Here is a 24662-nt window from a genome sequence, read left to right as displayed (position 1 = left end):
GTGGAACCCGCGTCAGTGGTCAGCCGGCTCGACTCGTGACCGAACTTCGTCGTCCTTGAGGATCCGGAACTCCCGATCCTCCGCGAGCAGCACCTTGAGAGCCGCGCCGGTCAGGGTGGTGCCGAGGTGGGAGTCCTCGCCGTTCCGGGTGCTCACGGCGGGCACCATCGCAGCTCCGGCTACCCTTCACCCGACGGAAGAAATCGTACGAAGGAGTACCGACGGCCGTGAGCGAGCGCACCCTGGTCCTGGTCAAGCCCGATGGCGTCAGCCGCGGCCTGATCGGCGAGGTCATCTCCCGCATCGAGCGCAAGGGCCTCAACCTGGCCGCCCTCGAACTGCGCACCGTCGACCGCGCGACCGCCGAGCAGCACTACGCCGAGCACGACGGCAAGCCGTTCTTCAACGACCTGGTCGAGTTCATCACCGGCGGGCCGCTGGTGGCCATGGTGGTGGAGGGCACGCGGGCCATCGCCGCGTTCCGCCAGCTGGCCGGTGGCACCGACCCGGTGGAGAAGGCGACGCCGGGCACGATCCGCGGTGACTTCGGGCTGGAGGTCCAGTTCAACCTGGTCCACGGCTCCGACTCGCCGGAGTCCGCCGAGCGCGAGATCAAGCTCTGGTTCCCGAACCTCTGAACCAGAACAGCGGCCCGGTCCCTGCAAGCAAGGGGCCGGGCCGTTCGCGTATTCAGACAGACTGCTTCGACCGGCGCGGTGAGGAGCCGTTGCCGCCGGGGGCCGAGCCGTGCAGGACCACGCCCTCGCGGAACCCCAGCGGCAGGGCCATGCGGACCTCGTCGAACCGCACGTCGCCGACCGCGATCGCGTACGGCAGCCGGCCCCACTCCCGGAAGCCCAGGCTCTCGTACAGCTCGATCGCCCCGTGGTTGTTGCCGCGCACGCCCAGGGTCAGCATCTCCAGCCCCGCCGAACGCGCGTGGGACACCGCCGCGGACACCAGCATCCGCCCCAACCCCAGGCCCCGCGCGGACGGGTGGGCCGTCACCCGGCCGACCTCCGCCGAGTGCGTGAACACCGCGCTGGTGGACCGCAGCCACGTGGCCGTCCCCCGCACCACACCGTCCACAACAGCCACCACCAAGGCGCCGTCACCGGTGGAAACGCGGGACAGCACCATGTCCAGCCAGGCATCGGTCTCCGCGCGCGACGGCGGCACCTGCCACCCGATCGCCCCGCCCGCGGCCACCACGTCGTGCAGCACGGAGTGCACGGAAACCCGCAGCGACTCGTCCGCGACGGTCGGCCACACCAGCTCGATCCCCATGCCGCCCACCCTAAAACCGTTCCCGGACTGTCGTACCCCGCCGCTAACGTGACGAACGTGACCACCCTCGTCGCCGCCAGGGGCCTGACCAAGCACTTCGGCACGTTCGAAGCCGTCCGGGGCATCGACCTCGAGGTCCACCGGGGCGAGGCGTTCGGGTTCCTCGGCCCCAACGGGGCGGGCAAGTCGTCGACCATGCGCATGGTGTCCTGCGTGTCCCCGCGCACCGGGGGCGAGCTGACCGTCCTCGGCATGGACCCCAACCGCGACGGCCCGCGCATCCGCGCCCGGCTCGGCGTCGTCCCGCAGCTGGACAACCTCGACACCGAACTCACCGTCCGGCAGAACCTGGAGATCTACGGCCGCTACTTCGGCATGTCCCGCGCCCGCGTCCGCGAGAAGGCGGAGGAGCTGCTCGACTTCGCCCAGCTCACCGAACGCGCCGACGACGAGGTGGAACCGCTGTCCGGCGGCATGAAGCGCCGCCTCACCATCGCCCGCTCCCTGGTCAACGACCCCGAACTGGTCGTCCTCGACGAACCCACCACAGGTCTCGACCCGCAGGCCCGCCACCTGCTGTGGGACCGGCTGTTCCGGCTCAAGCAGAACGGCGTCACGCTCATCATCACCACGCACTACATGGACGAGGCCGAACAGCTCTGCGACCGGCTGGTGGTCATGGACGGCGGCAAGATCGTCGCCGAGGGCTCGCCGGCCGACCTGATCCGCCGCTACTCCACCCGCGAGGTGCTGGAGCTGCGCTTCCCGCCGGGTGAGCAGGACGCCGCCGCGGTCCAAGGCCTCGCCGACCGGGTCGAGGTGCTGCCCGACCGGCTGCTCCTCTACACCGACGACGGCGAGGCGGCCCTGTCCGCCGCGCACAACCGGGGCGTGCGGCCGGCGTCCAGCCTGGTCCGCCGCAGTTCGCTGGAGGACGTGTTCCTCCGCCTCACCGGCCGGACGTTGGTGGACTGATGTTCGCCGTCCTGGAGTACCAGTGGACGTGGTACCGCCGGAACTGGCGGTCCTCGGCGGTCACCACGTTCGTCAACCCGCTGCTGTTCCTGCTCGCGATGGGCATGGGCTTCGGCTCGCAGGTCGCGGCCGGCCCGGCCACCGGCGGCGAGCGGTACGTGGTGTTCCTCGCCCCGGCGCTGGTGGTGACCACGGCCGTGCAGACCGCGATGTTCGAGTCGTCCTGGGCGGTGTTCTCCCAGTTCAAGTGGCAGCGGACGTACTTCGGCATGGTCGCCACCCCGGTCACGCCCGCGCAGGTCCTCTACGGGCAGCTGCTGTGGGTGGCGCTCAAGCTCGCCTTCGGCTGCACGGCGTTCCTGCTGGTGGCGGGCGCGCTGGGGGCGTTGAGGTCACCGTGGGCGGTGGTCGCGCTGCCGGTGGGCGTGCTGTCCGGCATGGCGTTCAGCGCGTTGCTCGTCGCCTACACCGCGACCGTGGAGAAGCCGGACTCGTTCACCGGCCTCTTCCGGTTCCTGGTCATCCCGATGACCCTGTTCACCGGCGCGTTCTTCCCGATCAGCCAGCTCCCCGGCTGGCTGCACCCGCTGGCGTGGCTCACGCCCGTGTGGCACGGCATCGAACTGGCCCGCGGCGCCGCGTTCGGCACGCTGCACGTGCTGCCCGCGCTGGGCCACCTCGCCTACCTGTCCGCGCTGGTCGCCGCGGGAGTGCTCCTCGGCCGCCGGTCCTTCGACCGACGACTGGCGGTGTGACGTGACCCGAACGCTCGACCGCGGCGTCCCCGAGAGCCGGGGCCTGCTGCTGCGCATCGTGCCGCCCGGCCTGTACGCGGGCCGCCCGCACGTCATCGTCGAACGCGCCCACCTGGTGTACCGGCGGGCTTGGACGTCCTTCGTCTCCGGCTTCTTCGAACCGCTGTTCTTCCTGCTGTCCCTGGGCTTCGGCTTCGGGCAGCTGGTGAGCGCGGTGGACGGCCTGCCGTACCCGGCGTTCGTCGCGCCCGCCCTGCTGGCCGCCTCGGCGATGAACGGTGCCGTGTTCGACACGACGTACAACCTGTTCCTCAAGGTCAAGTACTCCAAGGTGTACGAGGCCATGTTGAACACCCCGATGGGGCCGATCGACATCGCCGTGGGCGAGGCGACCTGGGCGTTGCTGCGCGGTGGCCTGTACTCGGCCGGGTTCCTCGTCGTGATGCTCGGCTTCGGGCTCGTCACCTCGGCGTGGGCGCTGCTCGCGCTGCCGGCGTGCCTGCTGGTGGCGCTGGCGTTCGCGGCGGTGGGCATGGCCGGCAGCACGTTCATGCGGTCGTGGCAGGACTTCGACATGGTGCAGCTGGTGGTGCTGCCCCTGTTCCTGTTCTCGACGACCTTCTACCCGCTGTCGGTGTACCCGTCGTGGCTCCAGGCGATCGTCCAGTGGACCCCGCTGTACCACTCGATCGAGCTGCTCAGGGCCCTCACCACGGGTTCGGTCGGCTGGGGTGTGCTGGCGCACGTGCTCTACCTGGTCGTCATGGGCGCTGTGGGGGTGCTGGTCGCGGCCCGCCGGCTGGGCAAGTTGCTGACCTCCTGAGCTGGTCCAACACTGGACGCAGTCATCCCTTCACGGGAGGTCGTCATGGACGTGATCGTGCTCGTCGGCCGCATCCTGTTCGTCCTGCTCTTCCTCAGCTCCGCGTTCGGCCACTTCACCAAGACCGAGGGCATGGCCGGGTACGCCGAGTCCAAGGGCGTGCCGTCGCCGAAGCTCGCCACCCAGGCCAGCGGCGCGGTGCAGCTCGTGGCCGCGCTGATGGTGCTGCTGGGCGTGTGGGCGGACCTCGGAGCGCTGCTGCTGGTGCTGTTCCTGCTGCCCACGGCGTTCCTCATGCACCCGTTCTGGAAGGAGCGGGACCCGCAGGCCAGGCAGGGCGAGATGGTCCAGTTCAGCAAGGACGTCTCGCTGGCGGGCGCGGCGTTGATGTTCTTCGGCCTCTACGCGGGCGCGGGCTCCGAGCTGGGCCTGACCGTCACGGGACCGCTGTTCTGAGCACTGCCGGCGGTGCCGTTACCCTGGATGCGTGAGTGTCGAGTCCGTCTTCCCCGCGTTGGAGCCCCTGCTGCCGAGGGTGTCCAAGCCCGTGCAGTACGTCGGCGGGGAGCTGAACGCGACCGTCAAGGACTGGGACTCCGCCGCCGTGCGGTGGGCCCTGATGTACCCGGACGCCTACGAGGTCGGGCTGCCCAACCAGGGCGTCATGATCCTCTACGAAGTGCTCAACGAGCAGCCGGACGTCCTGGCCGAGCGGACCTACGCGGTGTGGCCGGACCTCGAAGCGCTCATGCGCGAGCACGGCGTGCCGCAGTTCACCGTGGACGCGCACCGGCCGGTGAAGGCGTTCGACCTGCTCGGGGTGAGCTTCGCCACCGAACTGGGCTACACGAACCTGCTCACCGCGCTGGACCTGGCGGGCATCCCGCTGCACGCCGACGAGCGCGGTGACGACGACCCCGTGGTGGTGGCCGGCGGGCACGCGGCGTTCAACCCCGAGCCGATCGCGCCGTTCATCGACGCGGCGGTGCTGGGTGACGGCGAGGAAGCCGTCCTGGAGATCACCGATCTCGTGCGCACGTGGAAGGCCGAGGGGTGCCCCGGCGGCCGGGACGAGCTGCTGCTGCGCCTGGCCGAGACCGGTGGCGTGTACGTGCCCCGGTTCTACGACGTGGAGTACCTGCCCGACGGGCGCATCCAGCGCGTGGTGCCCAACCGCGAGCGGGTGCCGTACCGGGTGTTCAAGCGGACCACGATGGACCTCGACGCGTGGCCGTACCCGAAGCAGCCGCTGGTGCCGCTGGCGGAGTCCGTGCACGAGCGGATGAGCGTGGAGATCTTCCGCGGTTGCACGCGCGGGTGCCGGTTCTGCCAGGCGGGCATGATCACCCGGCCGGTGCGCGAGCGGTCCATCGAGGGCATCGGCGCGATGGTGCAGCGCGGCCTGGAGGCGACCGGGTTCGAAGAGGTCGGCCTGCTGTCGCTGTCCAGCGCGGACCACTCGGAGATCGCCGAGATCACCAAGGGGCTGGCCGACCGGTACGAGGGCACGAACACCTCGCTGTCGCTGCCGTCCACCCGGGTCGACGCGTTCAACATCGACCTGGCCAACGAGCTGTCCCGCAATGGCCGCCGCTCGGGCCTGACCTTCGCGCCCGAGGGCGGCAGCGAGCGGATCCGGCGCGTGATCAACAAGATGGTGTCCGAGGAGGACCTCATCCGGACGGTCAGCGCGGCGTTCGGCGCGGGCTGGCGGCAGGTGAAGCTGTACTTCATGTGCGGCCTGCCGACCGAGACCGACGACGACGTCCTGCAGATCGCCGAGATGGCCAAGAACGTGATCCGCGCGGGTCGGGAGGTCAGCGGCCGCAAGGACATCCGCTGCACCATCTCGATCGGCGGGTTCGTGCCGAAGCCGCACACGCCGTTCCAGTGGGCGGCGCAGTGCGATCCGGCCACTGTGGACAGTCGGCTGCGCAAGCTGCGCGAGGCGGTCAACTCCGACCGCTCCCTGGGCCGCAACATCGGCATGCGCTACCACGACGGGCAGCCGTCGCTGATCGAGGGACTGCTGTCCCGGGGCGACCGCCGGGTCGGTCTGGTCATCGAACGCGTGTGGCGCGAGGGCGGCCGGTTCGACGGCTGGTCCGAGCACTTCTCCTACGACCGCTGGGTGGCCGCGGCGGAAGCCGAGCTGACCCCGCTGGGCGTGTCCCTGGACTGGTTCACCACCCGGGAGCGGGAGGAGCTGGAGGTCCTGCCCTGGGACCACCTGGACTCGGGCCTGGACAAGGAATGGCTCTGGTCGGACTGGCAGGACGCGCTGGACGAGCGCGAGCAGGACGACTGCCGCTGGACCCCGTGCTTCGACTGCGGCGTCTGCCCGGCGATGGGGACGGACATCGAGGTCGGCCCGACCGGCCGCACCCTGCTCCCGATCTCCCCGGTGGGCAAGGGCTCCCCGGTCCGCAACCCGGCCCTCACCCGGCAGTAGCCCCTCGATCGGACACGACCCGGACGGCGCGCATCGGGCAGGCCCGTGCGGCGGCGGCGACCCGCGGCCCCTCCTCGGGGTCCGGGTTCCGCGCGTACCGCAAGGTCCCGTCGGCCAGCACCCGGAACACCCGGGGCGCCTGCACCTGGCACATCGCGAAGTGCCGGCACAACCCGTGGTCGACCTCGACCCGCACCCCGGCCGCGGGCTCGCCGGCGGCCGGGCTTCCCGCCGCCGGGGTCCGGACCGGGGCGAGCCGGCGGTGGCGCGGTGCGGGGGAGGGGGCGATGATCCCCAGGCGCACCAACGTCCGCGGCGGCAGGAAGCGGAGCAGGGTCAGCGTGATGGCGGGGACCAGGACGGTGATGCCGCCCAGCCACAGCACCGGCACCGTGCCGGCCGCCGCCGCGCCCAGCCACGCGTGCATCGCGCACAGCCACACCGCCACGTACGCCAAGCGGTGCAGGGGTAACCAGCTCCGGTAGAACGTCGAACCCTGGAGCGCCGCCGTGACGGCCACCGCCACCATCAGCTCGAAGCCCAACACCCCCAGGACGTGGCGTGGCGCCCCCAGCGGCAGCACGACGGCCAGCGGCGAGATGACGCCGGACGCCGTCAGCGCCAGGGCGTGCGTCAACCCCAGCACGAGGCTGAACGTCGCCAGCGCCTGGTGCGTCACCCGCAACGCCCGCCGCCCGCCCGGCAGCCCCCGCACCCACCCGGTCGCGGTCAGCACGCCCAGGCAGATCGTCAGGCACATCGCCACGTACGCGAGCCGCCCGGACCACGGCGCCACAGTCGAGGACACGATTCGACTCCCCCTCAAGTCGCGGGTCTCCATAGGGGTACTACGAACCCCGGTGCCGCCGGTTCGACCGCCGGTTCAAATCGGATATGTGATCCGTGTCACACCGATGTCGTAGAACCGCTGACTCGATCAATACGTTGCACCCCCTACAACCCTGAAAAGTTCTCACAACCCTTCCGCGCAACTGTGGATTAACGCCATCGTGTGTAGTACGTTCACGGCACGTCTCGTTCGCCCCGCCGCGCGCCAACTTCGAGGAGGTTCGGTTCGCATGAATTCCTTGGGTGGAGTGTGGGTGGACGGCAGTCAGGTCCGCCGGCGGCCCAGCGAGGAACTCGTCACCCAGCTCTACGGCCAGTTCAAAGGCGCTTTGTTCGCCCACGTCCTCGGCCTGACCAACCACGACCGGCAATGGACCGAGGACGTCGTCCAGGAGACGTTGATCCGCGCGTGGCAGAACGCCGAGACCCTCGTCCGCGACCCGCGCATGCTGCGCGGCTGGCTGCTGACCGTGGCCCGCCGCATCGTCATCGACGGCTGGCGCACCCGCCGGGCCCGACCGCAGGAAGTGGAGCTGACCAGCCCGGACGCCGTGCACGCCGACGACGAGACCGAGCAGCGGCTGTCCATCATGGTGATCACCGACGTGATCGGCCGGCTCGGCGAGGAGCACCGCGCCGCGATCTACGAGACCTACGTCCGGGGTCGCACCATCCGCGAGGCGGCGCAAGTGCTGGGCATTCCGGAAGGCACCGTGAAGTCGCGCGTCTACAACGCGATGAAGATCCTGCGCCGCGCATTGCGGGAGTGGCACTGAAAGAGCCCGCCGCGAATTGCACGCGCAGTCTGCTCCGAACGCGCGTCCCGGTCCGGTCGGCAGCAATTGAGAACAATTCCCGGACACATTGCGGCAGTGCGGTGGCGGGTGAACCCTCCCGCGGCTGCCGAACAAGTCTGGCCGAACCCCGGCCGGCGGTCTCTACGGTGGGTACCGAAGGAAATGCCGCCCCCACAGGTGCGAACCCTTCGGTACCCCGGGTGTCCTACGGTGGTCCACCCCGAAAGCGGATCGGAGGAACCGTGCGAACGCCGACAGTGGGCCGCGACCCCGAGCTGTGCACGACCCGCGCGCTGCTGGTCGGCGCCGCCGCGGGCCGCACGACGACGGCTTTCGTCACGGGGGAGATCGGCGTCGGCAAGTCCACCCTGCTCGACGCGGTCACCGGCCAGGCCCGCGCGCTGGGGTTCGCGGTCGCGACCGCCCGTGCCACCCGGCTGGAGAGCGACCTGCGCGGCGGTGTCGCAGGCCAGCTCGCGGACGGGCTGCGCGCCGACCCGGTCGAGTCCCTGGGCGACCTGCACAAGGCCGTCCGCCGCGCTCTGGCACGCGGACCGCTGCTCCTGGTGGTCGATGACGTGCACCTGGCCGACAGCTGGTCCCTGCGCTGCCTGGCCTACCTGCTGCGCCGCATCTGCGACGAGCCGTTGGCCGTCCTGCTCTCCGCCGCCACCGGCCATTCGCCCGCGGGCGAGGTGGCGCTGCCCGAGCTGACCGGCGGCCACACCACCACGATCGAACTCGACGGCCTCGACGTCGACGCGGTCGCCGAACTGCTCGACGACCGGCGCATCGCCCGTGCCTGCCACGAGGTCACCGGCGGCAACCCCTACCTCCTGCGCGCACTGCGCGCTGAACTCAAGCCCGACGCCGACATCGCGACCCTCGGCTCGTCGGACATCGGCCAGATCCTCCGCGTCCGCCTGCGGCCGTACGAGGGCGCGACCGAACTGGTCCGCGCCACGGCGGTCCTCGGTCCGGACGCCACCGTGGACCGCGTCGCCACCATGGCCGGCGTCGAACCCCGCCGCGCCCTGCGCATCATCGACGCGCTGGTGCGCCTGCACGTCTTCCGCGACGACTACCCGATCGCGTTCGTGCACCCGTTCCTGCGCAACTCGGTGCTCGCGGACCTCCCGGTCGCCACCCGCGCCGCCGACCACGCCCGCGCCGCGAAGCTCCTCGCCGACGCCGGTGCGCCGGACGCCCGTGTCGCCGAGCACCTGCGGGAGGCGCGGGCGATCCCGTTGCCGTGGGCGGTGGACGTGCTGCGCCGCGCCGCCCGCCAGGCCACCCACGACGGCCGCCTCGACGCCGCCCAGGACTACCTCGAACGCGCCCTCGAAGAACGCCTCACCAGCGACGAACGCCTTGCCGTGCAGCTGGAACTGGTGCACGTCACCTACATCGTCGACCAGGCCGAGGGCATGGCGAAGCTGCGCGACGCCCTCGCGCACGCCGACGACGCCCGGTCCGCCGCCGGCCAGGCCGTGTCGATGCTGCTGCGGCTGTGCAGCGCGCCGGAAGCCCGGCTGGCGCTGTCCATCGGCCTGCAACTGGTGTCCCGGCTCAGCTCCCAGGAGCACGACGAGTCGTGGGAGCTGCGCACCATGTCCTACCTCGCGGGCGTCGGCAACAACGTCGGACTCGCCTTGCGCGCCAGCATGTTCACCGACGAGCTGGAGTCGGAGGTGCCGAACTCGCCGCGCCTGCGCCAGGTCCACTCCGCGCTGATGTCGCTGGGGCACGCGTTGCGCGGCGACTCGGCGGAGAAGGCCGTGCAGTACGCGGCGGAAGCGCTCGACGGCGACCGCGTGGACGTGTTCACCCAGCCGTTCGTGTTCACCGTCAGCACGTGCTTCATGGCCGACGCGCCGGACCTGTCCGACCGGTTCCGCCGCATGATCGGCAGCGAGGCCGAGCCGCACGACTACCACCTGCGCAAGGGCACGGTCGTCTCGCTCGCGCACGGCATGGACTACCTCGCCAAGGGCGATCTGGTGCGCGCCAAGACGTTCCTCAAGTGGCAGCTCCGGCTGTTCGACGAGCTGCACGCGGTGGACGTGTGCCCGATGGCGATCCTGTGCGCGGCAAGGCTCGCGGAGGTCCTGGTCGACCTCGGGCGGTTCGACGAGGCACGGGACCTGTTGGCGCGCCACGGTTTCGCGGGCGAACTCCCGGAGATGTTCCAGCACAACGTCACGCTCTTCGCGCGGGGCAAGCTCAAGCTCGCCACCGGCGACGCGGCGGGCGCGCTGGAAGACGTCTCCGAATGCGGGCGAAGACTTACGGCGTCCAAAATAGACAGTCCGGCGATCCTGCCGTGGCGTGCGCTCGCCGTGCGGGCCCAACTCGCCCTGGGAATGCGCGAGGAAGCCGCCCGGCTCGCCCTTGAAGACCTGGAACGCGCGAAGCGCTGGGGCACACCGCGGGCCATGGGCACCGCCCTGATCTCCGTCGGCCTCACCAGCGACGACGAACCCGCCGTGCGGGCCTTGCGCAAAGCCGTCGAGTACCTCACCGAATCCGCCGCGCGCCTGCTGCACGCCGAGGCCCTGTTCGAACTCGGCGCCCGCCTGCGCCGCCGGGGCCAGCCGGAACGGGCCATCCCGCACCTGCGCCGGGCCGTCGAGCTGAGCGCCCGGTGCGAGTCCAAGCCGCTCATCGGACTGGCCGCCGACGAACTGCGCGCCTGCGAACCCGCGACCGCCCGGGGCACCGTCCACGGCCTCACCCGCCAGGAAACCCGCGTCGCCGGCATGGCCGCCCAGGGCCTGACCAACCGGCAGATCGCCGAGGCCCTGTTCCTCACCCGCCGCACGGTCGAGCTGCACCTGTCCGGCGCGTACCGCAAGCTCGGCATCACCGGCCGCGCGGACCTCGCCGCCGCGCTGCACCGGGGCGACTAGCGCTGCTTGCCCGGGACCGCCGGAGGGCCGTCCGCGCCGCCCTTCTGCACGGCTGCCTTCGCGTCCACCAGCCCGTGGCCGTAGAAGCCGTTGTACTCCGAGTACCCGGTGCAGAACGCGTCCTGGGCGCCCGTGCCGTTCAGGTCGTAGTCGGCGGGGCACGCCAGGGTCTCGGCCTGCGCGTTGAGCATCCGGCTCAGCTCGCCCGCGGTCGCGTCCGGGTGGGTCGACGCCAGCAGGGCAGCCACGCCCGACACGTGCGGCGCGGCCATCGACGTGCCGCACGAGTAGTCGTAGCCCGCCGGCACCGTCGACAGCACGCACGCCTGCGCGCCGTCCGGCTGCTGCCTGCGGTCACCGCCCGGCGCGGTCACGTCCACCGCGCCCAGCCCGTAGGAGCTGTAGCCGGCCTTCACCTTGGCCGCGCCCACGGACGACACCGCAACGACGTTGCGCAGCTGTGCCGGCAGCACCAGGCAGGTGTTGTCCACCGCGCGCGGCTTGACGTCCTCGGTGGCGGCGTTCGTGGGGCTCTGGGTGTCCCGACCCGGTCGGGTGAGGTCGACGCCGCCGTTGCCCGCCGCCGCGACGGTCAGCACGCCCCGCCGGCTCGCGTAGTCCACGGCCCGCCGGACGGCCTCGTACACGACGGCCTGACCGATCTTGTTCTGGCAGGTGAACACCCACGGGTCGATGAAATAGCTGTTGTTGGTGATCGTCATGCCCCGTTCGGCGGCCCACATGAACCCGCACACCGCGTACTCGGGGTAGATGAAGCCCGCGTCGTCCACGACCTTGACCGACGCGATCCGCACGTCCGGCGCGACACCCGTGGTGCCCAGGCCGTCGTCGGCGGCGGCGATGGTGCCCGCCACGTGCGTGCCGTGCGCGGACGTCGTCGGCGACCACGCGGTGCGCGCCGGGTCCGCCACGCCGGTCGTGCAGCCCGCCGACAGGGTCGGGTCGAGCGCGCGCACGAGGTCCGGGTGGGTCGGGTCGATGCCCGAGTCCAGGACGCCGACCACCACGTCCCGGCTGCCCTTGCTGATCGCGTGCGCCTCGGCGGCCCGGATCAGGTCCATGTCCCACTGCTCGGCGGTGCGGTCGCGCGTGTCGGGCGTGCCGGACCGGGCGGGCGTCTCGTCCTGCTTGCGGGCCGGCGCGCCCGTGCGGCGGGAGAGCCCGTCCGCCTGCGCGCTGTACGCCCGGTGCAAGCCGATCTTGCGCGCGAAGCCCGGGTCCGCGGACACCGCGACGGCCACCGCGATCTGCGGGTAGTAGCCGAGGGTGATCCCGCACGCGGCGGCGACCGTGGCGTCGGCCAGCGGCGCGCTCGTGCCCTGGTCCAGCACGACCAGGTAGCGCAGGGTCGGACCCGGTTGGATGCACCCGGTGCTCGCGGGGACGCCGTCCGGGGCGGCGGCGTGCGCGGAAACCGCGAAGCAGCCGGTCGCGAGCAGCGCCGTGCTGACCGCGACCGCGTGGACGCGGCGGAGCAGAGGCACGGGTGACCTCCAAGAGCGGCCGTCGGGGGTGGTCCTCTGGTGCCGGACGGTAGCCACGTGCGTCGAAGCAGACAAGCTCAACGGCGCGGAACGGCATCAAGGTACCGTCCCGCTGGAGTAGGAGCGTGGACCGTTGGGATGCTTACCCCGACGGACGCCACCCGGTACCCAAGGGGAGTAGCACTGAGTCGCCAGCAGCAGCCCAACCCGTCGGCCGCACCGGTGCAGAAGCTCCGGCTGCGCTACGCCAAGCGCGGACGGCTGAGGTTCACCTCACACCGTGACATCGCCCGCACGTTCGAGCGGGCGTTGCGGCGGGCCGGCGTACCCATGGCCTACTCCCAGGGCTTCAGCCCGCACCCGAAGGTGTCGTGGGTCGGCGCCGCGCCCACCGGCGTGGCCAGCGAGGCCGAGTACGTCGAGGTCTCGGTGGTCGAGGCGGTCGACCCGGCGGCGCTGCGCGACGCGCTGGACGCGGTGCTGCCGCCCGGGCTGGACGTGCTGGAGGTCGTGCAGGCGGCGGGCGGGTCGCTGCCCGAGCGGATCGAGGCGAGCACCTGGCAGGTGGAGCTGCCCAGCGTGTCGCCGGAGGCGTTGGGGGCGGCGGTCGAGGCGTTCCTCGCGGCCGAGTCGGTCGAGGTGGAACGGCTCACCAAGGACGGCCGGAAGGTGATCGACGTCCGCCCCGCGGTGGTGTCGGCGAAGGTCGTCGCCGCCGAGCCGGGGGACGCGGGAACGGCGCAGGTCCAGGCGTATTCAAGCGACGCGGGACACGATGCACGGGATTTGTCACAACCGTGTGGGATACTCGTGATGGTCGTTCGGCAGACAACCCCTACCGTTCGACCCGACGACGTGCTGAGCGCGCTCCGAGTCGTCGCCGACCTGGTTCCGCCGGTGCCCGCGAAGGCGACCCGGATGGCGCAGGGGCGGCTCGACGACGAAGGCGGCCTGGTCGACCCGCTCGCCCTTGACCGGGCGGCGGAGGTCTGACCCGGAAGCCGCCGGAGCGGCGCTGACGGCGTCGTCGCGGGAGAAGACAGACCTGCCGTGCCCGTGCGCACGGCGAAGGCAAGGATTCCCGCCGCCAGCCGCGGCGGTGAGTGGACAAGAGAGGCCCCTGAGCGGCGGCGTCGAACCGGACGCGCCCGGGGGCGGAGGAGCTGCATGTCGAACACGAACAAGCCCGCCGGCGCCGGCGGGGGTAACGCCACATCCGCACACCCCGTGCTCGCCGACCTGCCGGACAAGCTGCGGGTGCACGCGCTGGCGAAGCTGCTGAACACGAGCAGCAAGGACGTCGTCGCGGCGCTCGCCGACCTGGGCGAGCCGGTCAAGGGCGCGCAGTCGAGCGTGAGCCGCGACCTGGCGATCAAGGTCGCCGAGAGCCTGCTGACCTGGGACGACATCGAGTCCGGCGACATCGACGAGACCACCGAGGCTCCCGCCGTCCCGGCGCGCGAGGTGGCCGCGCTCACCCCGCTGTTCGCGCCGCCGTCCGCGGTGTTCCTGCCGCCCACCCCGGTGGTCGCGCCCGCCGCGTCCACCCTCGAGGTGGAGGAGGAGCACGAGGACGACGTCGAGGAGGCGCCGCACGGCGACGACGCCGGTGACGAGGGCGAAGGCCGCCGCCGCCGCCGTCGTGGCCGGCGTGGTCGCGGTCGCGGCAAGGGCGCGGGCGACGAGGCGTCCACCGAGGACGAGGTCGCCGAGGAGGCCGCGGAGGCCGAAGCCGAGGCCGAGGTCGAGGAGACCGCCGAGGCCGAGGAGGAGGGCGGCACCAGCCGCCGCCGGCGCCGTCGCCGCCGCCGCAAGACCGGCGCGGACGACGAGGCCGCCCCGAGCGAGGACGACCCGCCGAACACGGTCGTGCACGTCCGCGAGACGCGCGACGCCCGCGACGACAAGGCCGACTCCGAGGCCGCCCAGAACGAGGTGCGCAGCGTGCGCGGCTCGACCCGGCTGGAGGCCAAGCGCCAGCGCCGCCGCGACGGCCGCGAGGCCGGCCGCCGCCGCGCCCCGGTGCTGTCCGAGGCCGAGTTCCTGGCGCGCCGCGAGGCCGTCGAGCGCACCATGGTCGTGCGCGAGCGCGGCGACCGCACCCAGATCGGCGTGCTGGAGGACGGCGTGCTCGTGGAGCACTTCGTGACCTCCTCGGGCACCGGTTCGCTGGTCGGCAACGTCTACCTGGGCCGCGTGCAGAACGTGCTGCCGTCCATGGAGGCGGCGTTCATCGACATCGGCCGGGGCCGCAACGCGGTGCTGTACGCGGGCGAGGTCGACTGGGACGCGGCAGGCCTGGAGGGCAAGGCGCGCAAGATCGAGCAGGCCCTGTCCACCGGCGACAGCGTCCTGGTGCAGGTCACCAAGGACCCGGTCGGCCACAAGGGCGCCCGGCTGACCACCCAGATCAGCCTGCCCGGCCGCTTCCTGGTGTACGTGCCCGGCGGCGGCGCGACCGGCATCAGCCGCAAGCTGCCCGACGTCGAGCGCAAGCGCCTCAAGGACATCCTCAAGCGGGTCGTCCCCGAGGACGCCGGCGTGATCATCCGCACCGCCTCCGAGGGCATCTCGGAGGAGGAACTGGCCCGCGACGTGACCCGCCTGCAGGCGCAGTGGCAGGTCATCAAGGACAAGGCGAGCACGCCCAAGGCCCAGGCCCCCCAGCTGCTCTACGAAGAGCCGGACCTGCTGGTGAAGGTCGTCCGCGACCTGTTCACCGAGGACTTCGCCGCGCTGGTCGTCCAGGGCTCGGACGCGTGGGACACCATCGACGGGTACGTCCGCCACGTGGCCCCGGACCTGCAGGAACGCCTGCGCCGGCACGTCGGCAACAACGACGCCTTCGTCGAGTACCGCATCGACGAGCAGCTGCTGAAGGCCCTGGACCGCAAGGTCTGGCTGCCCTCCGGCGGCTACCTGGTCATCGACCGCACCGAGGCGATGACGGTCATCGACGTGAACACCGGCAAGTTCACCGGATCGGGTGGAAACCTCGAAGAGACGGTGACGCGCAACAACCTGGAGGCGGCGGAGGAGATCGTCCGCCAGCTCCGGCTGCGCGACGTCGGCGGCATCATCGTGATCGACTTCATCGACATGGTGTTGGAGTCCAACCGCGACCTGGTGCTGCGCAGGCTGACCGAGTGCCTGGGCCGCGACCGGACCCGGCACCAGGTGGCCGAGGTGACGTCGCTGGGCCTGGTCCAGATGACCCGCAAGCGCGTCGGCACGGGCCTGCTGGAGGCCTTCTCGACGACGTGCGAGCACTGCCGCGGCCGAGGCCTGATCGTGTCGACCGAGCCGGTCCACACCCACGGCCCGTCCAACGGTGGTGGTGCGCAGCAGCAACAGCAGCAGGGCCAGAGCGGCGGCCGCAAGTCCCGCCGCGGCAAGGGCGGCGACTCCCAGGAACCAGCGCCCGCCACTGCCCCTGCCACTGCTCCCGCTGCCACTGCTACCGCTGCGGCCGGCGCTCCCGCAGCCGCCTCAGCCGCCGCCACTCCCGCGGAGTCCCCGGCCGCCACGTCGACCCCCGCTACCGCACCCCCGGTGACCCCGGAGCCGGTGGCCGAGGTCGTCGTGCCGCCCACCGAGGAGCCCCAGGCGGTCGCCGAGCAGCCCACGTCGGCGGAGCCCCTGGCCGCGATCGTGGAAGAGGACACGACCCCCGAGCCGAAGCGCCGCCAACGCCGCCGAGCCCGCCGAGAAGCAGGCGCGGTGACCAAGCACGAGTCCCAGCCCACCCAGGCCCAGCCCGAGCCCGCCCAGGCCGCGGCCCCGGCTCAGGCCCAGCCCGGACAGGCCCCGGCTGCCCAGCCCGAGCCCGCTCATGCGGCGACCGCCCAGGCCCCGGTGACCGCCCAACCGGCCGCCGAGGCCCAGGCGACCGCTCAGCCGACCGCCCAGGCCCCGGTGACCGCTCAGCCGGCCGCCGAGGCCGAGGCGACCGCTCAGCCGGCTGCCCAGGCCCAGCCGGCCACTGGGGTCGCCCAGGCCGCGCCCACGCCCGCCGAAGCACCCTCGGACACCGCCCCGGCGGCGCCCGGCACCGCGGCAGCGGCGTCCGGCACCACCGAGGCCGCCACCGCGGCACCGTCCGGCACCGAAGCGGTCGTCCCCGGTGACGGCACCGAGGCGGTCGTGCGCGCCGACGTGCAGCCGCCCACCCAGGTCGGCACCGCCGAGGCCAACGCGGCCGACCAGTCGCTCAACGGCCACGTCGAGCCCGCCCCGACCGCCCGCCGCCGTCCCCGCCGCGCCGCCTCGCGCCCGGCCGGGCCGCCGCTGGGTGCCGTCAAGGAGAGCTGAGCGAGCAGCGGACACCCGTGCCCTGCCCACCCCGTTCGCGGGGCGGGCAGGGCACGTCCGCATGCCCGGTCGCGGCCCGCGTCCACAGGGGTGCCGCATCGGCGGTGAGCAGGCAGATCACCGGACACCCACCCCGGTTTGACCCCGCAGTCCACCGCCACGTAACCTGATACACGGCCCGCCGTCCGGTGGGCCCTGTCGTGCGAAGCCCAGTCCACGAAGACCTTCAGTGGCACTGTGGCGCGCGTGGCCCCGTCCGTCGAGTAGCAGGAGACTTCCGTCCCGATGTACGCGATCGTCAAGACCGGCGGCAAGCAGTACAAGGTGGCTGTCGGCGACGTCGTCGAGGTCGAGAAGCTCGAAGGCGAGCCGGGCACCGAAATCACCTTCCCGGCGCCGCTTCTCGTCGTGGACGGCTCCGACGTCACCGCCGACGCCGACGCCCTGGGGAAGATCTCGGTGACCGGCAAGGTCGTCGAGCAGACCAAGGGTCCCAAGATCCGCATCCACAAGTTCAAGAACAAGACCGGCTACCACAAGCGCCAGGGTCACCGCCAGAAGCTGACCCGCGTCGAGGTCACCGGCATCACCGGTAAGTGAGGATCTGACTAGCCATGGCACACAAGAAGGGTGCATCCAGCTCCCGCAACGGCCGTGACTCGAACCCCCAGTACCTCGGGGTCAAGCGGTTCGGCGGTCAGGTCGTCAAGGCCGGCGAGATCCTGATCCGCCAGCGCGGCACCAAGTTCCACCCCGGTGTGAACGTGGGTCGCGGCAAGGACGACACGCTGTTCGCGCTCGCCCCGGGTGCGGTCGAGTTCGGCGTGAAGCGGGGCCGCAAGACCGTGAACATCGTTCCGGTCGAGGCTGCTGCCTGAGTCACCACCTCTGAGCGCCGTGTGTCCGCGGGAATGCGCGGACCACGGCGCTCAGTAGTGTTTAGAGCAGACGTTCCACACCTAGCGCTTTGGAAGTGAGTCCCGTGTCCCGTTTTGTCGACCGGGTGGTGATCCACGTCGCCGCCGGTGACGGCGGCAACGGGGTCGCCTCCGTGCACCGCGAGAAGTTCAAGCCGCTCGGCGGCCCGGACGGCGGCAACGGCGGCAAGGGCGGCGACGTCGTCCTCATCGTCGACTCGCAGGTCCACACGCTGCTGGACTTCCACTTCCGCCCGCACGCCGCGGCCGGCAACGGCAAGGGCGGCGCGGGCGGCAACCGGGACGGCGCGAACGGCGCCGACCTGGAGCTGCGCGTCCCCGACGGCACCGTCGTGCTCACCCCGGACGGCGAGGTCGTCGCCGACCTCGTGGGCGAGGGCACCCGCCTCATCGCCGCCCAGGGCGGCCGGGGCGGCCTCGGCAACGCGGCACTCGCCTCCAAGGCCCGCAAAGCCCCCGGATTCGCTCTCCTGGGTGAGCCCGGCGAGAAGCACGACCTCGTCCTGGAGCTGAAGTCCGTCGCCGACGTGGGCCTGCTGGGCTTCCCGTCCGCGGGCAAGTCGTCGCTGATCTCGGTGCTGTCCGCGGCCAAGCCGAAGATCGCCGACTACCCGTTCACCACGCTCGTGCCGAACCTCGGCGTGATCACCGCGGGCGAGACGGTGTTCACCATGGCCGACGTCCCCGGCCTGATCCCGGGCGCGTCCGAGGGCAAGGGCCTCGGCCTGGACTTCCTGCGGCACATCGAGCGCTGCGCGGTGCTCGTGCACGTCGTGGACTGCGCCACCTACGAGGCCAACCGCGACCCGCTGTCGGACATCGACGCGCTGGAGGCGGAGCTGGCGAAGTACACGCCCTCCCTGGCGGACGACCTCGCCGAGCGCCCCCGCGTCGTGGTGCTGAACAAGATCGACATCCCCGAGGCCCGCGACCTGGCGGACATGGTGAAGCCCGACATCGAGGCCCGCGGCCTGCCGGTGTTCGAGGTCTCCACGGCCAGCCGGGAGGGCCTGCGGGAGCTGACGTTCGCCCTCGGGCGGATCGTCGAGGAGTACCGGGCCTCGCGGCCCAAGCAGGAGGCGACCCGGATCGTCCTGCGGCCGACCGCCGTGGACGACTCCGGCTTCACCGTCGTCGAGGACCCGCAGACACCGGGCGGGTTCATCGTGCGCGGCGAGCGCCCGGAGCGCTGGATCCGGCAGACGGACTTCAGCAACGACGAGGCCGTCGGCTACCTCGCCGACCGCCTCGCCCGCCTGGGCGTGGAGGACGTGCTGGTCAAGATGGGTGCGGTCCCCGGCGCCCAGGTCACCATCGGCGACCTGGTGTTCGACTGGGAGCCGTCCACCCCGGCCGGCATCGCCGCCGTGGCCATGACCGGTCGCGGTACCGACGCACGCCTCGAACCCCACAACCGGGTGGGCGCCGCCGAGCGCCTCGCGGCCAAGAAGGCGCGTCGCCTGCCCGGTGCCTACGACGAGGACCTCGAAGAGGAAGAGTGATCGGGTCGGTGTTGTCCCAGGCCCGGCAGGCCGTCGCGGCGGCGGGCCGGGTCGTGGTCAAGGTCGGGTCGTCGTCGCTGACCACGGCGCAGGGCGGCCTGGACCGCTCCCGCTTGGACGCCCTGGTCGACGCGGTCGCCGCCCGGTGCGCGGCGGGCAGCCAGGTGGTGCTGGTGTCGTCCGGCGCCATCGCGGCCGGCCTGGCACCCCTGGGCGTGACCCGCCGCCCCCGCGACCTGGCGACCCAGCAGGCAGCCGCGAGCGTCGGCCAACTGGCGTTGGCGCACGCCTACGCCAACTCCTTCGGCCGCTACCAGCTCACGGTCGGCCAGGTCCTGCTCACCGCCGACGACGTCGTCCGCCGCTCGCACTACCGCAACGCCCAGCGCACGTTCTCCCGCCTGCTCGCCCTGGGCGCGGTGCCGGTGGTGAACGAGAACGACACCGTCGCCACCGAAGAGATCCGCTTCGGCGACAACGACCGCCTGGCCGCGCTCGTCGCCCACCTGGTCGGCGCGGACGCCCTGTTCCTCCTCTCCGACGTGGACGCCCTCTACGACGGCGACCCCCGCCGCGCCGGCGCGCAGCGCATCACCGAGGTCGCCGGCGCCTCCGACGTCGACGGCGTCCGCGCAGGCTCGGTAGGCGCCTCCGGCTTGGGCACCGGAGGCATGGCCTCCAAACTCGCCGCCGCCCGCCTGGCCGCCTCCGCAGGCATCCCCGTCCTCCTGGCAGGTGCTGCCGACGCCGTCCGCGCCCTGAACCAGGCCGACGTCGGCACGGCGTTCGCCGTCACCGGCCCACGCCTGTCCGCCAGGCGCTTCTGGCTCGGCCACGCCGCCGACGCCACCGGCCGCCTGACCCTGGACGACGGCGCGGTAGCCGCCGTGGTCGACCGCCGCCGCTCCCTGCTGGCGGCAGGGATCACGTCGGTCGACGGCGTGTTCGAAGCGGGTGACGTCGTCGAACTGGTCGACCTGACCGGCCACGTGGTCGCCCGCGGCGTAGTCGGCTTCGACGCCACGGAACTACCCGCCCTGATCGGCCGCTCCAGCCACGACCTGCCCGCAGAGCAGCGCCGCGAGGTAGTCCACGCCGACGACCTCGTCCCCCTCCCACGCCACTAACCCGGCCCCACCACAGCCCGGCCCCACCACAGCCCAGCCTCGCCACGGCCCTACCCGATCGCGGCCCAGCCTCACCGTGGCCCGCCCGACCGTGGCCCGCCCGACCGTGGCCCGCCCGACCGTGGCCCAGCCCCGTGGCCCAGCCCCCGTGGCCCAGCCCCTGTGGCCCAGCCCCTGTGGCCCAGCCCCTGTGGCCCAGCCCCTGTGGCCCAGCCCCCGCGGCCCAGCCCCCTGCGGCTCAGCCGCCGTGGCCCTGCCCGGCCCGCGGTGGCCCAGCCCTTGCCGGGCGTGGCCCTGCCCGCGGTGGCCCTGCCCGCGGTGGCCTGGTCCGCGGTGGCCTGGTCCGCGGTGGCCTGGTCCGCGGTGGCCCAGCCCACCGCAGCCCGGCCCTACCGCAGCTCGGTGCCCTTGGTCTCCGGCAGCGTGAGGATCACCAGGAACGCCACGGCCGCACCCGCCGCCACGTACCAGAAGAACGTGGTCCCCGGCATCACCTTGATGACCAGCGGCGCGGTGCCGCCGAACAGCGCGACCGTCAGGTTGTACCAGGCCCCGATGCCGAGACCCCGCAGCTCCGTCGGGAACAGCTCGCTCATCACCGCCGGAGCGATCGACGTCATCGCCGTGTACAGCCCGAGCCCCACGCAGAACACCACCAACAGCCCGCCCAGCCCCGGCCCGATCAACGTCGACAGCGGCACCACCAACACCGCCGTCGCGGCCGACCACACCAGCAGTTGCGGCTTGCGCCCGTACCGGTCCGACAGCGCGCCCATCGGGTACTGGAGGGCGATGAACAGGACCGTGGCGATCGACAGCGCCAAGAACACGTCCCCGGCGTCGGCCTTCCGCGTGGTGACCGCGAACGGCGTCAGCGCGCTGAAGAACGTGTAGTAGCACAGCGTCGACAGCATCGTGAACCCGACCAGCCGACCCACGGCCTTCGGGTGCTCCCGCAGGGTCGTCGCCAGCGGGCGCCGCAGCCGTTCGGCCTTCACCTTGTTGTGCGCGAACTGTTCCGTTTCCTCCAGGCTCCTCCTCAGCCACAGTCCGACCAGCCCCAGCACGCCGCCGATCAGGAACGGGATCCGCCACCCGTACGCCGCCAGGTCCTCCTTGGACATCGTCCGGGCCAGCAGCAGCCCGAGCAGCGACGCCACCAGCAGCGCACTGCCGGTGGAGATGTAGAAGAACGCCGAGTACCGGCCACGCCGATCGGCCGGCGCGATCTCCGCCAAGTACGCCGACGCGTTCGACACCTCGCCGCCCAGCGACAACCCCTGCGCGATCCGCGCGAGCAGCAGCAGGATCGGCGCCAGCCAGCCCACCTGCTCGTAGGTGGGCAGCAGACCGATCGCCGCCGAGCCGCCCGCCATCAGCACGATGGTCAGGATCATCGCCGTCCGCCGCCCGCGCAGGTCGGCGAACCGCCCCAGCAGGTACCCGCCCAGCGGCCGGAAGAAGAACGCCAGCGCGTAGGTCGCGAACGTGTTGATCAGCGCGAGCCCTTCGTTCTCCTTCGGGAAGATCTGGGTCGCGAAGTAGATCGAAAAGGTCGCGTAGACAGTCCAGTCGTACCACTCGGTGGCGTTGCCGATGCTCGCCGCCACCAGTTTGCGGACCGGTAGCCGGTGTTCCTGCCGGACGGTGGTCGCCTCACTCACGCCGGACCTCCCCGTGGATCGGTCGTGTCAGCCATGTTGGGACCTTTCCACGGCCGATCGAGGTTGGGGAAGAGCCGGCGAACGGCCCTGTTCGGTCGTCAACTCCTCCATTCCCGGGCCAGCAGCCCGAACAGCAGGTCGTCGGTCCACTCACCCTTGATCCACGTGTGCTCGACCAGGTGTCCCTCGCGGCGGAAACCCAGCCGTGCCAGCAACTTCGTCGACGGCTCGTTGCGCGCGTCGCACTCGGCGGACACCTTGTGCAGGCCGCGCTCGGTGAACAGGTGGTCCAGCACGCGCCGCACCGCCTCCGACGCGTACCCCTTGCACTGGTGCGCGGCCGCGACCGTGTAGCCGATCTCGGCCTGCCGCCGGTTCTCGTGCAGGTTCACCCCGACGTCGCCGACGAGCACCCCGTCCGCCTCGACGGCGTACTGGAACCAGCCCGGCTCGGCCGGGTCCAGACCCGCCACCTCGCGCACGAACTCCTCCGCCAGCGCCAACGGGAACGGCGTTTCCCAGGACTGGTAGCGCGCCACACCGGGATCCGACCGGTACGCGGCGAACTCCGGGGCGTCCTCCGGGCGGAAACGGCGCAGCACCAACCTTTCCGTGGTGAGCATCAGGCCGTCACCGCCAGCGCGAACGGCAGCACGGACCGCGCACCCGCCTGCCGCAGCAGCCGCGCCGCGACCGTCATGGTCCACCCGGTGTCGATCCGGTCGTCCGCCAACAGCACCGGTCCGTCCACTGTGGACAGATCGGGTGCCTCGGTCGCCCGCACGAGACCGGCCAGCCGCTGCGCGCTGTTCGCCCGGCGCATGGCCTCACCCAGCCACACCCGGCCGAGCAGCGGCAGCCGCCCCACCGAGGAGATCCGCCGCGCGAAGCTGTCCACGAGCAGCGGGTGTGTTCGCGACCCCACCGCCACGACACCCACCGGCCGCTCGCTCCAGCCCCACGCCGACAGCACCTTCACGCACGCCGCGAAAACGTCATCCGGTACCTCCTGGTCCTCCTCGTTCAACAGCGACCGCAGCCGGTTGCCCCACCCGATGTCGGTCAGCCGGCCCAGCGCCCGACCGGTCTCGGCGGCCTCGCCCGCCGGGATCCGCCCGGACAACCCCACGCCGACCGCCGCCATCCCGGTCGGCCACTGCTTGCGCGGCTCGACCGACACCCCGGGCCGCAGCAACTTCTCCCGCGCCGCCTCGGCCGCGGCCGACGACACCTCCGCCGACCACCGCCGGCCGGTGCAGTTGTCGCACCGCCCGCACGGCGCGGCGTGCGGATCGTCCAACTGCCGCAACAGGAACTCCATGCGACAGCCGTCGGTGGCGAGGTAGTCGAGCACCGCGCGCTGCTCGACCTGCCGCGCCGCCTCGATCCGCGAGTACCGGTCCGCGTCGTAGGACCACGGCCGCCTGGTCGACTCCCACCCGCCGCGGACCCGCCGCACCGCGCCGTCCACGTCGAGCACCTTCAACACCACTTCCAACCGTGTCCGGGACAGCTCCACCAACGGCTCCAGCGCCGCCGTCGACAGCACCCGCCCCGCGTCGGCCAACGCGTCCAGCACCTGCCGCACGATCCGTTCGGGCGGGAACGCCAGGGACGCGAAGTACGCCCAGATGTCCCGGTCCTCCGGACCCGGCAGCAGCAGGACCTCGGCCCGCTCCACCCCGCGGCCCGCACGCCCGATCTGCTGGTAGTACGCGATGGGGGAGGGTGGCGCGCCCAGGTGCACCACGAACCCCAGGTCCGGCTTGTCGAACCCCATGCCCAGCGCCGACGTGGCCACCAGTGCCTTGACGCGGTTCTCCAGCAGGTCCTGCTCGGCGCGCTGCCGTTCCGCCGGGTCCGTGCGCCCCGAGTAGGCCGCCACCTCGAACCCGCGTTCCCGGAGGAAGGCCGCCACGTCGTCCGCGGAGGCCACGGTCAGCGTGTAGACGATCCCCGAGCCCGGCAGCTCGTGGAGCCTGTCGGCCAGCCACCCCAGCCTGGCCTCCGCCCCCGGCAGCCGCACCACCGACAGCCGCAGGCTCTCCCGGTCCAGCGGGCCCCGCAACACCAGCGTGTCCGAACCCGCGCCCAACCCCAGTTGCTCGGCCACGTCCCGCACCACCCGGTCGTTGGCCGTCGCGGTCGTCGCCAGCACCGGCACCCCGGTCGGAAGCTCTGTGAGCAACGTCCGCAGCCGCCGGTAGTCGGGCCGGAAGTCGTGACCCCAGTCGGAGATGCAATGGGCCTCGTCGACCACCAGCAGCCCTGCCGATTGTGTCAGCGAAGGCAGGACGGAGTCACGGAAATCCGGGTTGTTCAGCCTTTCCGGCGAAACGAGCAGGACGTCCACTTCGCCCGCCGCCACCCGGTCCTGCACGTCGTGCCACTCGTCGGTGTTGGCCGAGTTGATGGTGGCCGCGTGCACGCCCGCCCGTGCCGCCGCGTCGACCTGGTTGCGCATCAACGCCAGCAGCGGCGACACGATCACCGTCGGACCTTCGCCCAGCGATCGCAGCAACGCCGTGGCGATGAAGTACACCGCTGACTTGCCCCACCCCGTCCGCTGCACGACCAGCGCCCGCCGCCGCTCGGCGACCAGCGCCCGGATGGCTGTCCACTGGTCCTCGCGCAGCACCGCGGCGGGCCCCGCCAGGGCCCGCAGCCGTTCTTCGGCCAGTTCGCGCAACGCCATCTCGTCCACGCCGAACACCATCCCAGAGACCACCGACAATCCAGGCGTCGCGGGTGCCGGAGTTCCAGGTCGC

Annotated in this window: 21 protein-coding genes; 14 read left to right on the top strand and 7 right to left on the bottom strand. The window is 72.1% G+C overall.

From position 1 onward, the window contains the following. Nucleotides 1-12: 12 nt before the first annotated feature. A complete protein-coding gene (locus RIN75_RS28410; RefSeq protein ID WP_309115095.1) occupies nucleotides 13-156 on the bottom strand; it encodes a hypothetical protein in 144 nt (47 codons plus the stop codon). 71 nt (nucleotides 157-227) lie between these two features. Here RIN75_RS28410 and ndk point away from each other — a divergent pair, with 71 nt between their 5' ends. After that, complete coding sequence (gene ndk / locus RIN75_RS28405; RefSeq protein ID WP_309115094.1) at nucleotides 228-638, top strand: nucleoside-diphosphate kinase; 411 nt, start codon at nucleotides 228-230, stop codon at nucleotides 636-638. Between the two features lie 52 nt (nucleotides 639-690). On the opposite strand, the gene RIN75_RS28400 is transcribed toward ndk, so the two are convergent. Beyond that, nucleotides 691-1287 carry an N-acetyltransferase gene (locus RIN75_RS28400; RefSeq protein ID WP_309115093.1) on the bottom strand — a complete coding sequence of 199 codons (597 nt, stop codon included), beginning with the start codon at nucleotides 1285-1287 and terminating at the stop codon, nucleotides 691-693. A 57-nt stretch (nucleotides 1288-1344) separates the two neighbouring features. Between RIN75_RS28400 and RIN75_RS28395 the strand changes: the two genes are divergently transcribed. The 5 genes from RIN75_RS28395 to RIN75_RS28375 are packed head-to-tail and all read left to right on the top strand — an operon-like array spanning nucleotide 1345 to nucleotide 6292. Continuing rightward, complete coding sequence (locus RIN75_RS28395; RefSeq protein WP_375296038.1) at nucleotides 1345-2262, top strand: ABC transporter ATP-binding protein; 918 nt, start codon at nucleotides 1345-1347, stop codon at nucleotides 2260-2262. Beyond that, nucleotides 2262-3017: an ABC transporter permease gene (locus RIN75_RS28390; protein WP_309115091.1), complete on the top strand. Its 756-nt coding sequence runs from the start codon at nucleotides 2262-2264 to the stop codon at nucleotides 3015-3017. The genes RIN75_RS28395 and RIN75_RS28390 overlap by 1 nt, the downstream gene beginning before the upstream one ends. 1 nt (nucleotide 3018) lies before the next feature. Next, nucleotides 3019-3840: an ABC transporter permease gene (locus RIN75_RS28385; RefSeq protein ID WP_309115090.1), complete on the top strand. Its 822-nt coding sequence runs from the start codon at nucleotides 3019-3021 to the stop codon at nucleotides 3838-3840. Nucleotides 3841-3885: 45 nt separating this feature from the next. After that, the gene (locus tag RIN75_RS28380; protein WP_309115089.1) at nucleotides 3886-4296 is read left to right on the top strand and encodes a DoxX family protein; all 411 of its coding nucleotides are present in this window, start codon (nucleotides 3886-3888) and stop codon (nucleotides 4294-4296) included. Nucleotides 4297-4327: 31 nt separating this feature from the next. Next, the gene (locus RIN75_RS28375) at nucleotides 4328-6292 is read left to right on the top strand and encodes a TIGR03960 family B12-binding radical SAM protein (protein WP_309115088.1); all 1965 of its coding nucleotides are present in this window, start codon (nucleotides 4328-4330) and stop codon (nucleotides 6290-6292) included. Here the strand turns inward: RIN75_RS28375 and RIN75_RS28370 are convergent. Next, nucleotides 6279-7100: a ferredoxin gene (locus tag RIN75_RS28370; protein ID WP_309115087.1), complete on the bottom strand. Its 822-nt coding sequence runs from the start codon at nucleotides 7098-7100 to the stop codon at nucleotides 6279-6281. The two genes, RIN75_RS28375 and RIN75_RS28370, sit on opposite strands and share 14 nt — an antisense overlap. 271 nt (nucleotides 7101-7371) lie before the next feature. Here RIN75_RS28370 and RIN75_RS28365 point away from each other — a divergent pair, with 271 nt between their 5' ends. Together RIN75_RS28365 and RIN75_RS28360 are read left to right on the top strand one after the other, a co-directional pair. After that, the gene (locus RIN75_RS28365) at nucleotides 7372-7917 is read left to right on the top strand and encodes a sigma-70 family RNA polymerase sigma factor (RefSeq protein ID WP_309115086.1); all 546 of its coding nucleotides are present in this window, start codon (nucleotides 7372-7374) and stop codon (nucleotides 7915-7917) included. Nucleotides 7918-8180: 263 nt separating this feature from the next. Further along, complete coding sequence (locus RIN75_RS28360) at nucleotides 8181-10847, top strand: LuxR C-terminal-related transcriptional regulator (protein WP_309115085.1); 2667 nt, start codon at nucleotides 8181-8183, stop codon at nucleotides 10845-10847. Here RIN75_RS28360 and RIN75_RS28355 read toward each other — a convergent pair. Next, nucleotides 10844-12352 (bottom strand): S8 family serine peptidase, encoded by a 1509-nt coding sequence (locus tag RIN75_RS28355; RefSeq protein ID WP_309115084.1) that lies wholly within the window; start codon nucleotides 12350-12352, stop codon nucleotides 10844-10846. The genes RIN75_RS28360 and RIN75_RS28355 overlap by 4 nt on opposite strands. Nucleotides 12353-12574: 222 nt before the next feature. Between RIN75_RS28355 and RIN75_RS28350 the strand changes: the two genes are divergently transcribed. From RIN75_RS28350 to proB, 6 genes are all read left to right on the top strand, one after another. Continuing rightward, nucleotides 12575-13345, top strand: a complete 771-nt coding sequence (locus tag RIN75_RS28350) for a TIGR03936 family radical SAM-associated protein (RefSeq protein ID WP_309115121.1) — start codon at nucleotides 12575-12577, stop codon at nucleotides 13343-13345. 174 nt (nucleotides 13346-13519) lie between these two features. Further along, complete coding sequence (locus RIN75_RS28345) at nucleotides 13520-16663, top strand: translation initiation factor IF-2 N-terminal domain-containing protein (protein ID WP_309115083.1); 3144 nt, start codon at nucleotides 13520-13522, stop codon at nucleotides 16661-16663. Nucleotides 16664-16948: 285 nt separating this feature from the next. Further along, entirely contained in the window at nucleotides 16949-17263 is a 315-nt protein-coding gene (gene rplU / locus RIN75_RS28340) for a 50S ribosomal protein L21 (RefSeq protein ID WP_121222273.1), read from the top strand. Nucleotides 17264-17277: 14 nt separating this feature from the next. Further along, nucleotides 17278-17541 carry a 50S ribosomal protein L27 gene (gene rpmA / locus RIN75_RS28335; RefSeq protein WP_309115082.1) on the top strand — a complete coding sequence of 88 codons (264 nt, stop codon included), beginning with the start codon at nucleotides 17278-17280 and terminating at the stop codon, nucleotides 17539-17541. 104 nt (nucleotides 17542-17645) lie between these two features. Further along, nucleotides 17646-19103: a GTPase ObgE gene (gene obgE, locus RIN75_RS28330; RefSeq protein WP_309115081.1), complete on the top strand. Its 1458-nt coding sequence runs from the start codon at nucleotides 17646-17648 to the stop codon at nucleotides 19101-19103. Between the two features lie 11 nt (nucleotides 19104-19114). Beyond that, nucleotides 19115-20230, top strand: a complete 1116-nt coding sequence (gene proB / locus RIN75_RS28325; RefSeq protein ID WP_309115120.1) for a glutamate 5-kinase — start codon at nucleotides 19115-19117, stop codon at nucleotides 20228-20230. Nucleotides 20231-20619: 389 nt separating this feature from the next. On the opposite strand, the gene RIN75_RS28320 is transcribed toward proB, so the two are convergent. From RIN75_RS28320 to RIN75_RS28310, 3 genes are all read right to left on the bottom strand, one after another. Continuing rightward, complete coding sequence (locus RIN75_RS28320; RefSeq protein ID WP_309115080.1) at nucleotides 20620-21894, bottom strand: MFS transporter; 1275 nt, start codon at nucleotides 21892-21894, stop codon at nucleotides 20620-20622. Between the two features lie 98 nt (nucleotides 21895-21992). Further along, nucleotides 21993-22517, bottom strand: coding sequence for a GNAT family protein (locus RIN75_RS28315; RefSeq protein WP_309115079.1), 525 nt, complete (start codon nucleotides 22515-22517; stop codon nucleotides 21993-21995). Continuing rightward, entirely contained in the window at nucleotides 22517-24610 is a 2094-nt protein-coding gene (locus RIN75_RS28310) for a RecQ family ATP-dependent DNA helicase (protein WP_309115119.1), read from the bottom strand. The genes RIN75_RS28315 and RIN75_RS28310 overlap by 1 nt, the downstream gene beginning before the upstream one ends. Between the last annotated feature and the right edge of the window lie 52 nt (nucleotides 24611-24662).

It is taken from the genome of Saccharothrix sp., from assembly GCF_031180885.1.
Lineage (GTDB): Bacteria > Actinomycetota > Actinomycetes > Mycobacteriales > Pseudonocardiaceae > Actinosynnema.
Note: the sequence above shows the minus strand (reverse complement) of the source record. Positions and strands in the feature narration are given on the sequence as shown.

Excerpts from the sequence above, each read along its gene's own strand:
- RIN75_RS28400 (WP_309115093.1), bottom strand. The coding sequence starts at position 1,287 with ATGGGGATCGAGCTGGTGTGGCCGACCGTCGCGGACGAGTCGCTGCGG.
- RIN75_RS28390 (WP_309115091.1), top strand. The coding sequence starts at position 2,262 with ATGTTCGCCGTCCTGGAGTACCAGTGGACGTGGTACCGCCGGAACTGG.
- RIN75_RS28380 (WP_309115089.1), top strand. The coding sequence starts at position 3,886 with ATGGACGTGATCGTGCTCGTCGGCCGCATCCTGTTCGTCCTGCTCTTC.
- RIN75_RS28365 (WP_309115086.1), top strand. The coding sequence starts at position 7,372 with ATGAATTCCTTGGGTGGAGTGTGGGTGGACGGCAGTCAGGTCCGCCGG.
- RIN75_RS28345 (WP_309115083.1), top strand. The coding sequence starts at position 13,520 with ATGTCGAACACGAACAAGCCCGCCGGCGCCGGCGGGGGTAACGCCACA.
- rplU (WP_121222273.1), top strand. The coding sequence starts at position 16,949 with ATGTACGCGATCGTCAAGACCGGCGGCAAGCAGTACAAGGTGGCTGTC.
- rpmA (WP_309115082.1), top strand. The coding sequence starts at position 17,278 with ATGGCACACAAGAAGGGTGCATCCAGCTCCCGCAACGGCCGTGACTCG.
- RIN75_RS28315 (WP_309115079.1), bottom strand. The coding sequence starts at position 22,517 with ATGCTCACCACGGAAAGGTTGGTGCTGCGCCGTTTCCGCCCGGAGGAC.
- RIN75_RS28310 (WP_309115119.1), bottom strand. The coding sequence starts at position 24,610 with ATGGTGTTCGGCGTGGACGAGATGGCGTTGCGCGAACTGGCCGAAGAA.